This window comes from Kitasatospora sp. NPDC058190, from assembly GCF_042883685.1.
Classification (GTDB): Bacteria; Actinomycetota; Actinomycetes; order Streptomycetales; family Streptomycetaceae; genus Kitasatospora.
In genome coordinates this window covers 66,853-81,402 of the sequence record NZ_JBHVVI010000024.1, presented here as the reverse complement: position 1 = coordinate 81,402, position 14,550 = coordinate 66,853, and the positions used below count along the sequence as shown (strand labels likewise).

The window sequence follows — 14,550 nt, the reverse complement described above, 5'->3', positions numbered from 1 at the left end:
ATCGGCATGCCGGGCTCAACGACCGGCACCCCACCGGGGTACCGGTCGCATCACCAGTTCATCCGAACCAGTCATGTGCGAAGGACGGGGCTAGTTCAACACCGGCGCCAGCGCCCGCCGCAGGTCCTCCGATCCCCGGTACAGCACCCCGGTCATCCCCAACGCCACCGCCGCGTCCACGTTCTCCTGCCGGTCGTCCACGAACAGACACCGCTCCGGCGCGAACCCGACCGCCGCCGTACTCCCCTCCCCCGGCACCGCCGCCCGCTCCAATGCGGCCACCCCGGCCCCGTCGAAGAACCGGATCACACCGTCCACATCGCACAACACCGCATCAAACGCCCTGGTAGTCATCCCACCTCCCTACCACCGTGATCGCCACCCCCGACGAGCGGGGGCCTCGACCTCGGGCAGGACGGCCCCTTCGCCAACGGCGACCAGACGTGGGCACCCTCAGGGCGTCATCGATCGAACGACGGGCCGCTCACCACGACATCGAGGAGGGCCTGCGCGCGGTAGGCGTTCGACAGGTCGCTCAGGCCGACGCCGTCGGGCACCTCGACGCGGTCGCGGGCGGCCATCGCGGCCTCCCCGTTGTCAGATGTCAGATTCCTCGACGCCGTTGCACGCTCCTCGCGCACACGGAACGCGGCGACGCGTGACGGCGGTGACCAGCGATTCGTCGAATCCGGTGGGAGGAAGGCGCGTTCGGACCGCCTGCCGGGCGATGTCAGGTGTTGTCAGTTTCCGTCAGACGGTACCGAACACCCCTGGTGGTCGAGTCAGCTGTGTCTCGCCGCCGAGATCGACCGGACGGCACCTCAACACATCGACCGATTACGGGAGTCGACATGGTCAAGGGCATTCTCAAGAGGATCGGCCGCCGCGGCGCGACCGCGGCGGCCGTCGTGGCGGTGGCCGCCGGTGCGGTGGGCGTCTCGGCGGGCAGCGCGTCCGCCGATGGCTGGTACGCACTCCGCTACCACGCGAGCGGTCACGGTGTGGGCGTCTACGCGCAGCCGTACTCCTGGACGGCCAAGGTCGCCGGCGACGTGTACTCGTACTCGTGGTCGTCCGATGAGATCTACATCGAGTGCTGGACCAGGGGCGAGGACATCAACAGCCAGGGCAACGTCTGGTACCAAATAGGCGGCACGAACGGCAACTTCTTCGGAACGGCCTACGTCTACGGCGCGTACGCCGATGGCAACTGGTACTTCCACAACGGCCTGCGGGCGTGCTGACGGCCCGCTGACCGCATCCGCCCCGCCCGCTCGCCGGGCGGGGCGGCGCCGTGTCGGGGCCCGCCGTCAAGTCCCCGGCGTCGCCCCGCAGACGGCGGCTCAGCAGGACGGGCAAATGCGCCTCAATTGTTATTCACAAAATGGCCCCGGGGCCGGATCAACGACCCTCGTCCCGCCCCCGACCCGCGGCATGCCCACCGAGTCGACCGGCTACCGCAGCGACGACAGCCAGTGCGAGCACCGCGGTGTCCCGTAGCCGTGCGGCATCACCATCGGAACGCCGCACGGGACCGCCCTGTGAGCCATGCGGTTCACCCGGCTCGCCCACGGCGCCGGGCGTGGGTCCTCCGGCAGATCGGCGAGGGCCGCCGGCGTCGCCGAACGGCGAGGGCCGGGGCGCTTTGACGTTCACGCACCCCTGGCCTGCAGCCTTCCCTTGATCTCTTAGGGGGAATTCCGGAGACACGCCCGCGCGGCGAAGCTGCGGTGAGGCCGTCCGAGACTGCGGGAACGACTGCGGCCCAGGTCGGGATCATGCTCCCGACCTGGGCCGCAGCCTGCGTTTCAGCTGTTCACGGGGTGGGCGCGGACGGTTTCGAACCGCCGACATCTGCTTTGTAAGAGCAGCGCTCTACCACTGAGCTACGCGCCCCCGTTCGTGGCCCGACGGGCGCACGACGAGTGCCTAGGTTACCTGGTCCCGGGAGGTGGTGGTGGCGCGGGCGGTCGGTGGGGTGGCGGGGCAGGTGTACCGGCGGGCCCGGGGAGCGGAGGTGGGCACGGGACCGGGGTGCCCTCGTGAGGGTGGCATCGGGGAGAATGGGCGCGATCAGCGGGTAGTCGGAGCAGGGAGCGCGCAGTGGCGGTGGCCGGCGGGAGCGGGCGGCGGGGGCGGCGTCGGGTGGCGGGGGCCGTCGGGGATGCGCTGGTGCTGCCGGTAGTGCTGGCCGGGGCGTTGGGGGCGGTCGTGCTGGCGTCGGCCGGGAGTGGCGGCTGGTGGGGCCGGCGTGGCGGCGGGGAGGGTGTGCGGGCGGAGGCCAAGGAGGCCCGGGCCGCGGCGCAGGAGGCGTTCTACGAGCTGGACGAGACCCAGCGCGAGGTGAAGCTCGCGGTGGAGACCGTGCGCGCCGCCGAGGACGACGCGACGGCGCAGCGCGCGCTGGCCGAGCTGCCGGCGATCTCCGGCCGGGTCGAGCAGGTCACCGTGAACTACCTGGCCGCCCTGGACGCCCACGACCTCGACAGCGAGGCGCTGGACGCCGGTTCCGCCGCCCAGGCCCGGCGCCTGTTGGAGGACGTGAAGGGCCAGCTGGGCTCGGCCCGCGCCGAGCTGAACGACTTCCTGCGCCGCCTGCAGCCGACCCTCCAGCATGCCGAGCAGCAGCTGATGCGGGTCGCCCCGGCCGTCGAGCAGGCCAAGCGCGCGCTGCTGCAGGCCACCACCACGCTGGACGAGGTGCGCGGCGCCGGCCTGCGGGCGGACGAGCCGGCGGCCCGGCTGGCCGAGTTGGCCCCGGAGCTGGGACGGCTGAACGAGGGCCCGGCCCGGCACGGCGTGGCCGCCACGCTGGGCCGGGCCGACGAGGTGCGCCGGCGCGCCGAGGCGATCACCGCGGATGCCGCGCAGCTGCCGGAGCGGGCCCGGGAGCTCGACCGGCGGGTGTCGAGCCTGCGGACCCGGATCCAGGCGCTGGAGACCAAGGCCGCGACGGTGGAGCCCGCGCTGAGCGAGTTGCGCCGCCGGTTCAGCACGGCCTGCTGGCAGGACCTCCAGCGGGTGCCCGAGCAGGTCGCGGAGACCGGCCGCGCCGCCGAGCGCAAGCTCGCCGAGGCCGCCCGGGCCCGGGACGAACAGCGGTGGGCGGACGCCACGGCCGCGATCGGGACGGTCCGCGCGCTACTGGAGACCGCGGACGGCTCGGTGCTCGCCGTGAACGAGCGGCTGCGCCAGTTGAACGAGGTGCAGCACGACCCCAACCGGGAGATCGAGCGGGCCCGTTTCGCCGTCCGGGACGCGCAGCGCCTGGCGATGGCGGGCCGCAGCGCGCCGGACCCGCGGCACGCGGCCCCGCTGGACCAGGCGGTGGCCCGGCTGGACCGGGCGGTGGCGACCCTCCAGGCGGCCGGCCGGCACCCGGACTACTGGCACTTCCTGACCGAGCTGGCGGCGGTCCGGGAGACGGCGGCGCAGGTGATCGGCATGATCCGCGGCGATCTCGGCCATCGATAGCACCGACAGCACCGATAACCAGCCCATCGACCACTCACCGGTCCACCGACCACACCGCCCATCGGTACCCTGCCGTTATGCCATGCTACGACTTCCGCTGCCGCTCCTGCGGCGCCACCTTCGAGCTCAGCCGCCCGATGGCGCAGGCCAACGACCCCGCCGTCTGCCCTGAGGGCCACCAGGACACGGTGAAGCTGCTGTCCACCGTCGCCGTGACCGGCGCCGCCGGCGCCGCCCCGCAACCGGCCTCCGGGGGCGGCTGCTGCGGCGGCGGCTGCTGCGGTTAGTCCGTGAGCGGCCGGACGGTGGCGGCCAGGAACCGGCGGACGATCTCCTCCCCCGCCGCCACCCCCACCTCCGACAGGGCGGTGACGCCGGGGGCCGTCCAGCCGCTGTCGGCCAGTTCGCCGTGCCCGGGCCGCCAGGCGGCGTCGGCGGCGAGCAGCAGGTCGGCGTCCAGCAGCGAGTCCCCGGCCGCGAGCACGGTGCCCGCCCCGCCGCGCCGGACGACCTCGGCGAGCGCGGCGCTCTTGCCGAGCGGCTCCGGCACGGCGTACACCTTCCGTCCCTGCAGCGAGACCCGCCAGCCGCGTTCGGCGCACCAGCCGGCCAGCTCGGCCAGCCAGCCGTCCGGGAGCCGGTCGCGCTCGATCACCAGGTAGGCGAACGACTCGTCGGCGACGCGCCGTTTGCGCGTCCACTCCGGGTCGGCGCACAGCGCGAGCCGCCGGACCACCTCCTCCAGCGGCGCCGAGCCGACCGCGATCCGGGCGGTGATCTCGCGGCGCCAGTCCTGGTCCGGCTCGCCGTCCACCAGCAGTTGTCCGCCGTTCGCGCAGATCGCGTAAGTCGGCGTCGGGCCGGGCAGGTTGACCCGCCGGTACTGCTCGACGGTCCTCGTCGTCGCGGGGACGAACGCGGCCTCGCGCCCCAGCTCGACCAACAGGGAAGCCGCCCGCTCGGTCAGGAAGGACAGCGGCCGCCCGTCCAGCACCTCGACGCAGAGCAGCCGTGGCGCCAGCCGGTCGGGGACGTCCAGGGCCAGGGCCCGCTCGGAGTAGATGAGCGTACGGTCCAGGTCGCTGGCGACCAGCACATCAGCTGTAGCCGCACCGCCCATCAGGACTCCTTCCCCGTCACAGCCCGACCCGTCACAGCCTGACCCGTCACAGCCCGACCCGTCACAGCCCGACCGCTCGCCCCGGTCGCGCCCCGACTGTAGCGGGGGTGGATCAGGCCGACACAGGTGTACGGCAGTCCGTCCACCTCCTCGACCACGACGCCGCGTTGGGCCGCGAGCAGCCGCACGTGGTCGAGGTCGGCACCGGCGCCGCGCCGGGCCAGCACCCGCCAGGGCACCCGGCGCAGCAGCACCCGGGTGGTCTCGCCGACGCCGGGCTTCACCAGGTTGACGTCGTCGATCCCGTACTCGGCGCTGATCCGTTCCACGGCGGCCCAGCCGGCCCAGTCGGGCGTACGGTCCGGGTCTGCGGCCAGCCGCTCGGCCTCCCCGACGGCGGCGGCGGAAACCGAGGCGAAGCATCCGGCCACGGTGTCCAGGAAGGCGGCCGAGACATCGCCTCCGGCCAGCTCGGCGTAGTGCTTGGCCCCGTGGAAGTCCTCCGGCCCGATCAGCCCGGCCCGCAGCACGGTGCGCGAAACCAGCCCGGACACCGTGGAGTTGAGGCAGGCGGACGGGATCAGGAAGTCGTCCCGGGTGCCGTACGTCCGGACGCAGCGGCCCGGGTCGGCGAGCACCGCGAGGTCGGGGTCGAAGCCGGTGCCGGCCAGCGCGTCGGCGAGTTCGCGGGTGATCGCGCCCTTGCCGGTCCAGCCGTCCACGAAGACCACGTCCGCCGCCCGGTGGTGGGCGGCGAGGTAGCGCAGGGCGACCGGGTCGATGCCCCGGCCGCGGACGATCGACACCGCGTAGTGCGGGACGTCGAGGCCGTGGGCGAAGGCCAGCCAGCGGCGGATCAGGATGCCGACCGGCGTCCCGGCCCGGGCCAGCGAGGCGAGCACCAGTCCGGGCCCGCGCTCGCGCAGCAGCGTCTCGGCGACGGTGCCGACGGCGAGCGCGATCCGGTCGGCGGAGCCGCGCAGCGCCTGGTGGAACAGCTCCTGGTACTCGGGGCTGGGCCGGTACTCGACCGGCAGCGACTCGGCATAGTGGGCGCCGCCGTTCTGGACGGCCTCCTCGCGCTCCTCGGTGGGGGCTTCGAGCGGGACGCCGGAGAGGTCCTTGAGCAGCCAGGCCACCTCCTCGGGGCGGTACGAGGAGAACTCCGGCCCGTACAGCGGGGTGGGGAGCGCCGGCCGGTGCGAGGGCAGCACCGCGAGCACCACCCGGTCGGTGACCTGCCGCAGTTGGCGCAGCAGCGCGCGCTCGCCCTGGTGCAGGGCCGGGGTGTCGGCGACGTCGTCCACCACCAGCACCACGGCGTCGAAGCGGCGGGCCCGGTCCGTGCCGGGGGCGACGTTGTAGACGTAGCGTTCGCGCGAGGCCTCGTCCCGCGGGTCGTCGTGGGCGGGGAAGGCCAGCCGGGTGCGGATGGCGTAGCCGGGGTCGTCGACGGCGAGGACGGGCGAGCGGGTGGTGGTGGAGTAGCGGACGCGGTCACCGCCGAGCCGCTGGGCGAGCGTCTCGGCCAGCCGCAGCGGGGCGTACATCAGCTCCTCGAAGCCGAGCACCAGCACCCGCTCCGCCGTGGCGGGCACGGCCTGCGCCAACTGCCCGGCCAGCGAGGGCAGTACGGCGTCGAGCCGCTCGCGGTCGCGGGCGGTGAAGCCGTGCCGGCCGCCGTCCGGGAGCCCGGCGGGCCAGTCCAGTCGGACCCGGACCAGCGGGGCGGGGGCGACCGCCGCGGGCACGACGGCCGGGGGCACCGAAGCGATCAGCTTCTCGGCCCGCTCGACGATGTCCCCGGGCAGGTCGACGCCGCCGCTCGCGGTGGCCACCACGTCCAGCCGGACGCCGAGTCCGGCGGCGGCCCCGGCGAGCCGGGCCCGGTCGTCGGCCGAGCGCAGGTCGACCAGGGCGACGACGACGTAGTGGCCGCGCGGGTGGCGGGCGTGCAGTTCGCGGATGGTGTTGAGGACCGTCCGGCCGGTCGAGATCTCGTCGTCCACCAGCACCAACGGGCCGTCCCCGGCGAGAAGTCCGGGGTCGCTGGGGAGCAGCAGGTGGGCGGTGGCGTGCGAGTGCTCCTCCTCGAAGCCGCCGAGCGGGACGACCCCGGGGACGGGCCGGCGGGTGGAGTGCAGGTACGGGGCGTCGAGGCCGTCGGCGACGCTGTGGCCGAGGCCGGTGGCGGTCTCCGCGTAGCCGAGCACGACGGCCCGCGCGGCCGCCTCGGCGCCGAGCAGGTCCGCTACCCGACGGCCGAGTTCGAGCCCGGCGCCGTGCACCACGGCGGGCCGCTGGGGGACGTGCTTGCCGAGCACGCTGGAGACCAGCAGGTGGGCGCGCCGGGGGTTGCCGGACCGCAGGGCCAGACCGACGAGTTCGGGCAGGCGCTCCGATCCGCTCAGCACTATCCCGGCCCGGTCGGCGACCCAGCGCCCGGTCCACGTCTGTTCTGCTGTGGTCACTGCTGGTCCCGCCTTCGATGGTGCTTGTCGGATCATGTACTCAGGTAGCGGTCAGTCGCACAGGCAGGCGGTCAGCCGCACGGACAGTCGGTCAGCCGCACGGACAGTCGGCCAAACGCGCGGACAGTCGGTCAGCCGCACAGACAGGCGGACAGCAGCTCCGCGAAGCTCACGTCCTCCCGGGCCACGCCGAACACCTCCGCCCGCAGCAGCACCCGCTCCGCCCAGGCGCGGTGCGGCCGGGCCTCGTTCATCTTGTTGGTGTACGCCGAGCGCAGTACCCCGCCGCCGCCCTGTTCCTGGCGAAGGATGTCGCGGGCGTCGCAGTACTCCTCGTGCGTGACCACGGAGAGCGCGTGCACCGCGGGAACGTGGCTGGGGTGGATGCAGGTCTTGCCCAGCAGGCCGTTGGCCCGGTCGAGTTCGACCTCGCGGATCAGCCCGTCCAGGTCGTGCTCGATGATCCGGCGACGGACCTCCTCCCCGGAGGCCAGGGCCGTCCCGCCGGAGGCGGTGAACGGGGTGCGGCGCAGCTGCGGCTTGAACATCCGCTCCTGCACCGGGAAGTACTCCCAGACCGGCCCGGTCACGGTGTACCCGGTGCCGTCCGCCCGGCCGAGCACGTTGACCACGTCCCCGATCACCGAGGCGACCAGCGCCACGTCGTACGCGGTGAGGTCGGGCGAGCGGCGCAGCCCGTACGCGGAGCACAGGTCGGTGACGCCGAGCCGGACGGCGAGCACCCGCTCGCGGTGCCCGGCGAGCAGCTCGGCGATGCCGTGGAGCTGTTCCCGCCTGGTCTCCAGATGGGCGAGTTCGGGCGACTCCAGGACGGGCATGGCGAACAGCCGCCGCCCGGTCGCGGCCTCGGCGGCGGCGAGCGCGGCCAGGTAGGCGCCGCCGCCCGCGGGGGTGAACTTGGGCAGCACGAAGCCGCTGAGCAGCGAGACGGCCGGGCCGAGCCGCTCGGCCAGGTCGGCGATCTGGGAGGCCGCGCGAACCCTGATGAAGAGGAGCGGGTGATCCTGTGTGCTGTCGGTGAAATCCTGAACCAGGTCAGCCAACTGCTCGACCAGGTTCCGCTCCCCCGCGTCCACCTCGTGGTCGGCGATCGCGTCCTCCAGGCACAGCACCATCGAAACCACGCCCCGAGCCGCCTGTTTGCGGATGTCAGCGGCCAGTGCGGGCCTGGTGGCGGGACTGTAGAGGGTGCCGCCGAGGGCGGTGGCGAGCACCGCGGGCTCGCTCTGCCCGGTGAACGTCCGCGGCTGCTCCAGGAACAGTCGGGCGCGGACGTCGTCGGCGAGGTGGCCGAAATGGCGCAAGGTGCTCTCCTCGGGGGTGGACGGCCTCCGGCCAGCGGTTCTACCTGGACGTTTCACCTGGAGGCACCACCGGCGGACTCCCCTCCGCCGGGCCCCCGGGGGCCTTTCGAACGCCCATCGTACGGACGGTTTCCGGCCGTTCCCGGTTCCTGGGCACTGAACTCCCGGAACATCCCGAGGCGTCCGGATCCGCACGGACTCTCACGGGACGACCGCTCGACGGTCCTGACGCGCAGACGGCGAAGAGGGCGGCAAACCTCGACCCGGCGCAAGTCTTGGCAAAGTCCACCCCAGCCGCCGCGGTCCCGGTCACGTTGTCCGAAGCGGTGGCGAACAGGCAGGATGGTCCGCTATGACGCACGTGATGGCCAAGGGCGCCAACATCGCACTGCCGGCGGCGGCGGTCCGCGCCGTGCTGCGCTGGAGCGCCACGCCCGGTGCGCCGGACGTGGACGCGTCCGCGCTGCTGCTCGGCGCCAACGGCAGGGTCCGTTCGGACGCCGACTTCGTCTTCTACAACCAGCCGCGCCACCCCTCCGGACTCGTGCGCCACCTGCCCAAGCAGCACACCTCCGGCGGCGCCGAGATCATCGACACGGTCGAGGTCGAGCTGGCCAAGCTGCCCGCCGACGTGGACCGGGTGGTGCTGGCCGGCTCCTCCGAGGGCGGGCCGTTCCGGGCCGTCCCGGGGCTGCGGCTGCTGCTGTTCGACGCCACGACCGGTGAAGGCGCGACCCCGATCGCCGAGTTCGCGATCGTCGACGCCGAGAACGTCTCCGCACTGGTCGCGGGCGAGCTCTACCGGCGCAGCGGGACCTGGAAGTTCCGGGCGATCGGCCAGGGCTACACCTCCGGGCTGATCGGCCTGGCCACCGACTTCGGCATCACCGTGGACGACGAGGCGCAGGCCCCCGCGTCCGGGCCGACGCCGTCCCCGGCGCCCGCGTCCACCGCCGGCCCCACCAGCGCGGTCGACCCGCGCGCCACCCCGCTGCCGGAGCAACGCCCGGCGGCGCGGCCCGAGCCGGGCACCTTCACCCTGTCCCCGGCCGTCCCGACGTCCCAGCCCCCGGCACAGCCGCAGCACCCGGCGGCCCAGCCGCAGCACGCCCCGGCACCGGCCGCGAGCGGTGCGGCGACCCCGCCGCCCGCCGCACCGCCGACCCCGCCGCCGCCCACGGCCCCGCCGACCATGACTCCCCCGCCGGCGGCCCCGCCCACCGCGCCCCCGAACGTCCCGCCGGCCCCGCCCGCGCCGCCGACCCAGCCGGGCACCGGCTACGGCTACCCCCAGCCGCAGCCCGGCACCGGGTACGGCTACCCGCAGCAGCAGCCCGCGACCGGCTACGGCTACCCGCAGCCCAACCAGCCGTACCCGCCCGCGCCGCCGGCCCCACAGCCGGGCACCGGCTACGGCTACCCCCAGCCCAACCCGCCGCACCAGCCCGTCCCGCCGCACCCGGGCACCGGCTACCCGCCGCACCAGCCCGGCACCGGCCAGCAGCCGCCCGTCCCGCCGCAGGCCCCGGCGCAGGCCCCCGCCGGCGAGGAGTTCGCCCTCCCGCCGCAGGGCCCGCAGTTCCAGCCCCGCTAGCCGGCACTCGCCGCGGGGCCCGCAGTCCAGGCCCCGCCGGCCAGCAGACCCCCCGACGGCGGGGCCGCCGAGAACGGCCCCGCCGCGAGGCTCAGTCCCCCGGCTGGTTCTTGTACCCCCGCTGCCACTGCATCCCGAACCCGTACAGCCGGTCGATGTCCGCCTGGAACCCGTTGACGTACCGCACCTCGCGGCGCACCGTCAGCTGGTTGTCCCCCGCGTTCTCGATCAGCACCACCGCGCAGGAGCGCGCCGCCCGGGCCCGCTCGTCCAGCTTGATCTCGATCCGCGGCCCGGTCTGCGGCACGATCGTTATCACCGCGTGGGTCTGCTCGAAGGCCGGGGTCCCGTCATAGATGTAGACGAAGATCAGCAGCCGCTTGAACTTGTCCTTCTTCTCCAGGTTGACGTACATCGTCTCGCCGGACGGCGCCCCGTACTGGTCGTCGCCGCTGAGCTTGATGTACGGCGGCTCCCGCAGGTCGCCGAAGAACCCGCCGAGCGGCTGCACCACGCCCCGGCTGCCGTCCGAGAGTTCGTACATGCAGGCCAGGTCGAGGTCGACGTTCAGCTGCTCGTTGCTCCCCGGCGAGTCCGGCTCCAGCGGGCTGAGGATCCGCGGGCTGAAGAAGCGCTTGACGGTCTCCCGGGTGCTCGGCCGGACGGCGCCCGAGCGCATGGTCCAGTGCAGGTTGACGTAGAGGTAGCCGGTGGTGGCGGCCGAGCCGGTGATCGCGTGCTGCGGCGCCGACTTGGTGAGTGTGACCTTGTGCAGCGCGCCCGGGTTGTCGAAGGTGTAGTTCTTGTCCCCGCGCAGGTACTCCCAGATCGAGACCATCCCGTCCTCTCCCCCTTCCTCCGTCCGGCGATCTGACGATCCACCGGTCGACGATCCGCCGGTCGACCATCCGCCGGTCCATGATCGGGCATCAGTCCGGCCGGCGGATACCAGAACCTCCCATTTCCCTACCCCGCAGGGCGGTTCGCGCCCATCCTCGACGCGAACCGGTGGGTCGATTGGCCCGTGGAAGCCGCCCTCCCGTAACATTCCGCCCCTTCGGACGCGATATCGTCTAGCCGCACAGGTGTCCCGCCCGCCCCCGCGCGGGCGGCTGGGGACGCCGTGCGGAGACGAACCAAGCGTCAGGCAGAGCCCGCACGGCGGGACCTGACCACCTGTGTCGCCCTGTGAACCTGTCCCCTGCGGAAACCCGAGGCCCGACCCGCAATGAACCTGACCTCCATACAGTTGGTCTGGACCGTCGTCGGCGGCGTAGCCCTGCTGTTCGTCGCCGTCCTGCTGGCGACGCTGCGCTTCAAGAGCACGAAGAAGGACGAGGCGGCCGACTCCTGGGAGCGCAGCGAGGAGCGCCGCCGCCGCAAGGAGATGATCTACGGCATCGCCTCCTACACCCTGCTGTTCGTCTGTGCCGGTGTCGCGGCCGCGCTGTCCTTCCACGGCCTGGTCGGCTTCGGCATCGAGAACCTCGGCCTGTCCGGCGGCTGGGAGTACCTCGTCCCGTTCGGCCTGGACGGCGCCGCGATGTTCTGCTCGGTGCTCGCCGTGCGCGAGGCCAGCCACGGTGACGCCGCACTCGGCTCCCGCCTGCTGGTCTGGGTGTTCGCGATCGCCTCGGCCTGGTTCAACTGGGTGCACGCCCCGCGCGGCCTGGGCCACGCCGGCGCCCCGCAGTTCTTCTCCGGCATGTCGATCTCGGCGGCGATCCTGTTCGACCGCGCCCTCAAGCAGACCCGCAAGGCCGCGCTGCGCGAGCAGGGCCTCGTCCCGCGCCCGCTGCCGCAGATCCGCATCGTCCGCTGGCTGCGCGCCCCGCGCGAGACCTACGCCGCCTGGTCGCTGATGCTGCTGGAGAACGTCCGCAGCCTGGACGAGGCGGTCGAGGAGGTGCGCGAGGAGCGCCAGGCGAAGCTGGACGCCAAGGTCCGCGCCCGCACCGCCGACCGCCGCGAGCGCGCCGAGCTGAAGGCCCTCTCCCGCCAGGGCGGCATGCTCGCCCGGGCCCGCGGCGGGCGTCAGGTGCCCGCGCTCACGGCGGCCGGAGACGGCCCGAGCGCTACGGAGCCTGCCCTAGCCGCCAGGGACGACAGCGCCACCTCCGCCCCGAAGACCTCCACCGACCGGTTCACCGGCGACTCGCTCGAACCGGCCGCCCTGGACGCCGGCCGCCGCCCCCGGGCCGTGGGCTCCTCCTACTCCTCCTCGTCCTACTCGTCCTCGACGTACTCCTCGTCGGACTACTCCTCGTCGGACTACTCCTCGTCGGCGTACTCCTCGTCGACCGGCGACTCCGCCTCGACCCGTCGCAGCTCGACCGTCGACCTGACGGCCGACGACGACACGCTGTCGATGCCGAAGCTGGACTCGCTGGAGCGCAAGCTGCGCGCGATCGAGCAGCAGCTGGGCTGACGGACCCCGCACCACGGGAACAACAACGCGAACGGCCGCCCCCGGAACCCGGAGGCGGCCGTCGTGCTTGCCCGGCGGGCTACTTGCTGCCGACCAGTTCCTTCTCCTCCGCCGCACCCTCACGCCGGTTGCGCAGGATGGACGACCCGAGCGCCAGCCCGATGAAGGCGACGCCGATCAGGCCGGTGACGATCTCCGGGATGTGGTACTTGATCCCGACCAGCAGGATCACCGCCAGCGCGCCGATCGCGTAGTGGGCACCGTGCTCCAGGTAGACGTAGTCGTCCAGGGTGCCCTTGCGGACCAGGAAGACGGTCAGCGAGCGGATGTACATCGCGCCGATGCCGAGGCCCAGGGTGATCTGGAAGATGTCGCTGGAGATGGCGAACGCGCCGACCACGCCGTCGAAGGAGAACGACGCGTCCAGCACCTCCAGGTAGAGGAACAGGAAGAACGCGGCCTTGCCGGCCACCTGGACGATCGACTTGCCGGCCTTCTCGGCCTCCTCCTCGCGCTCGGCCTCCTCCTCCAGCCCCGATTCGAAGATCGAGGAGAGGCCGCCGACCGCCAGGTAGGTGATCAGGCCGAGCACACCGGCCAGCAGAACGGTTTCAGCGTGCTCCGCGGCGAAGAAGCGGGAGGCCAGCACCAGCGCGACCAGGGCGACGACGCTGGACAGGGCGTCCAGCTTGCCGACCTTCTCCAGCGGACGCTCCAGCCAGCTCAGCCAGTTGTGCTCCTTCTCCTCGAACACGAAGTCGAGGAAGATCATCAGCAGGAAGACGCCACCGAAGGCCGCGATGGCCGGGTTGGCCGCCTCCAGGTACTGGCCGTAGGTGAGGCCGTCGTGGGTCTTGTCGGAGTGCAGCGCAAGGTCGATCACCGTCGCCGGGTTGAGCTTCGCGGTCAGGCCGACGACCAGCAGCGGGAAGACCAGCCGCATGCCGAAGACGGCGATCAGCACACCGACCGTCAGGAAGATCTTCTGCCAGTACGGGTTCATCCGCTTCAACACCGTGGCGTTGACCACCGCGTTGTCGAAGGAGAGGGAGATCTCCAGGATGGAGAGGATCAGCACGATGCCGAAGCCTTGGGCTCCCCAGAGCAGTCCGGCCGCGATCAGGCCGATGGCGGTGATCGCGAACGACCAGCCGAATGTGCGGAGGAACACGGGAGTTGGCTACCTTTCGGGATTCTGGCCGTGCCGGGGTCGGCCTCGTCCCGAGACGCCTGACCGGGCCGGGGCCCGGTCAGGTCACCCCCGCACTGCCCTCTGTTCTCATGATCGTTGGTCGGGTGCGATAAGTCCGATTTATTCCCTCACTGTACGTTGACGCCGAAGTCGAGCGCGATTCCGCGCAGGCCGGAGGCGTAGCCCTGGCCCACCGCGCGGAACTTCCACTCACCCGCGTACCGGTACAGCTCGCCGAAGATCATCGCGGTCTCGCTGGACGCGTCCTCGGACAGGTCGTAACGCGCGATCTCCTGGCCGTCGAGGGAGTTGACGACCCGGATGTAGGCGTTGCGGACCTGGCCGAAGTTCTGCAGCCGGGCCTCGGCCTCGTAGATCGAGACCGCGAAGACCACCTTGTCCGCCTGTGCCGGAACCAGCTCCAGGTTGACCAGGATCAGCTCGTCGTCACCCGTGTCGTCGCCGCCCACGAGGTTGTCGCCCTGGTGCTCCACCGAGCCCTCGGGGCTCTTGAGGTTGTTGTAGAAGACGAAGTACTCGTCACCGAGCACTCGCCCGCCACCGCAGATCAGGGCGCTCGCGTCGAGGTCGAACGGCGCGCCCGTGGTCGAACGGGCGGACCAGCCGAGGCCGATCTGGACCTGCGTCAGGTTCGGTGCAGCCTTGGTGAGCGAGACGTTCCCGCCCTTGGCGAGCGTGACCACCATGGTGTTCTTCCTCCCTTGCTTCTCCCGGGGCGCGCCTTACAGGTGTAGTCCCCCGCGGCCCCGGCCGGCCCGCTTTGGCCGGCTGAACTTCCTGAACTCACATCCTCGCAGCGCACCGGGCCCGGACGAAGCCGGGGCGGGACCACGCCCGACAGAGGACGGGGGGGCCCCCGCGGTGGCGGGGGCCGGCGCGGGCGCCCCCGGGGCAGACGCAGGTGCGGCCCCAAGACGGGGGCGGG

12 protein-coding genes and 1 tRNA gene are annotated in these 14,550 nt (G+C 72.8%); 5 read left to right on the top strand and 8 right to left on the bottom strand.

From position 1 onward, the window contains the following. Window positions 1-90: 90 nt before the first annotated feature. On the bottom strand, window positions 91-354 hold the full coding sequence (locus ACFVWU_RS14350) for an HAD-IA family hydrolase (RefSeq protein ID WP_387619679.1): 264 nt from the start codon (window positions 352-354) through the stop codon (window positions 91-93). A 497-nt stretch (window positions 355-851) separates the two neighbouring features. Between ACFVWU_RS14350 and ACFVWU_RS14345 the strand changes: the two genes are divergently transcribed. Next, the gene (locus ACFVWU_RS14345; protein WP_387619676.1) at window positions 852-1,244 is read left to right on the top strand and encodes a hypothetical protein; all 393 of its coding nucleotides are present in this window, start codon (window positions 852-854) and stop codon (window positions 1,242-1,244) included. A 580-nt stretch (window positions 1,245-1,824) separates the two neighbouring features. Here ACFVWU_RS14345 and ACFVWU_RS14340 read toward each other — a convergent pair. Then, a tRNA-Val gene (locus tag ACFVWU_RS14340) sits at window positions 1,825-1,896 on the bottom strand. A 276-nt stretch (window positions 1,897-2,172) separates the two neighbouring features. Between ACFVWU_RS14340 and ACFVWU_RS14335 the strand changes: the two genes are divergently transcribed. Both ACFVWU_RS14335 and ACFVWU_RS14330 read left to right on the top strand, forming a co-directional pair. Further along, complete coding sequence (locus ACFVWU_RS14335; RefSeq protein WP_387619673.1) at window positions 2,173-3,474, top strand: hypothetical protein; 1,302 nt, start codon at window positions 2,173-2,175, stop codon at window positions 3,472-3,474. A 77-nt stretch (window positions 3,475-3,551) separates the two neighbouring features. Beyond that, complete coding sequence (locus ACFVWU_RS14330; RefSeq protein WP_387619670.1) at window positions 3,552-3,761, top strand: zinc ribbon domain-containing protein; 210 nt, start codon at window positions 3,552-3,554, stop codon at window positions 3,759-3,761. On the opposite strand, the gene ACFVWU_RS14325 is transcribed toward ACFVWU_RS14330, so the two are convergent. From ACFVWU_RS14325 to ACFVWU_RS14315, 3 genes are all read right to left on the bottom strand, one after another. Beyond that, complete coding sequence (locus ACFVWU_RS14325) at window positions 3,758-4,594, bottom strand: HAD family hydrolase (protein WP_387619667.1); 837 nt, start codon at window positions 4,592-4,594, stop codon at window positions 3,758-3,760. The genes ACFVWU_RS14330 and ACFVWU_RS14325 overlap by 4 nt on opposite strands. Next, window positions 4,594-7,101, bottom strand: coding sequence for a phosphoribosyltransferase (locus ACFVWU_RS14320; protein ID WP_387619664.1), 2,508 nt, complete (start codon window positions 7,099-7,101; stop codon window positions 4,594-4,596). Before ACFVWU_RS14320 ends, ACFVWU_RS14325 begins: the two co-directional genes overlap by 1 nt. Before the next feature lie 95 nt (window positions 7,102-7,196). Beyond that, window positions 7,197-8,390, bottom strand: a complete 1,194-nt coding sequence (locus ACFVWU_RS14315) for an HpcH/HpaI aldolase/citrate lyase family protein (protein WP_387619661.1) — start codon at window positions 8,388-8,390, stop codon at window positions 7,197-7,199. A 352-nt stretch (window positions 8,391-8,742) separates the two neighbouring features. On the opposite strand from ACFVWU_RS14315, the gene ACFVWU_RS14310 reads away from it, so the two are divergent. Further along, entirely contained in the window at window positions 8,743-9,984 is a 1,242-nt protein-coding gene (locus ACFVWU_RS14310) for a TerD family protein (RefSeq protein ID WP_387619658.1), read from the top strand. Window positions 9,985-10,075: 91 nt separating this feature from the next. Here ACFVWU_RS14310 and ACFVWU_RS14305 read toward each other — a convergent pair whose 3' ends face one another. Beyond that, window positions 10,076-10,822 carry a Tellurium resistance gene (locus ACFVWU_RS14305; RefSeq protein ID WP_387619655.1) on the bottom strand — a complete coding sequence of 249 codons (747 nt, stop codon included), beginning with the start codon at window positions 10,820-10,822 and terminating at the stop codon, window positions 10,076-10,078. Between the two features lie 390 nt (window positions 10,823-11,212). On the opposite strand from ACFVWU_RS14305, the gene ACFVWU_RS14300 reads away from it, so the two are divergent. Next, a complete protein-coding gene (locus tag ACFVWU_RS14300) occupies window positions 11,213-12,412 on the top strand; it encodes a DUF2637 domain-containing protein (RefSeq protein ID WP_387619652.1) in 1,200 nt (399 codons plus the stop codon). A gap of 79 nt (window positions 12,413-12,491) precedes the next feature. Here ACFVWU_RS14300 and ACFVWU_RS14295 read toward each other — a convergent pair whose 3' ends face one another. Together ACFVWU_RS14295 and ACFVWU_RS14290 are read right to left on the bottom strand one after the other, a co-directional pair. Further along, window positions 12,492-13,583, bottom strand: a complete 1,092-nt coding sequence (locus tag ACFVWU_RS14295; protein WP_387619649.1) for a DUF475 domain-containing protein — start codon at window positions 13,581-13,583, stop codon at window positions 12,492-12,494. 149 nt (window positions 13,584-13,732) lie between these two features. Continuing rightward, window positions 13,733-14,311 carry a TerD family protein gene (locus ACFVWU_RS14290; RefSeq protein WP_387619646.1) on the bottom strand — a complete coding sequence of 193 codons (579 nt, stop codon included), beginning with the start codon at window positions 14,309-14,311 and terminating at the stop codon, window positions 13,733-13,735. Window positions 14,312-14,550 lie beyond the last annotated feature (239 nt).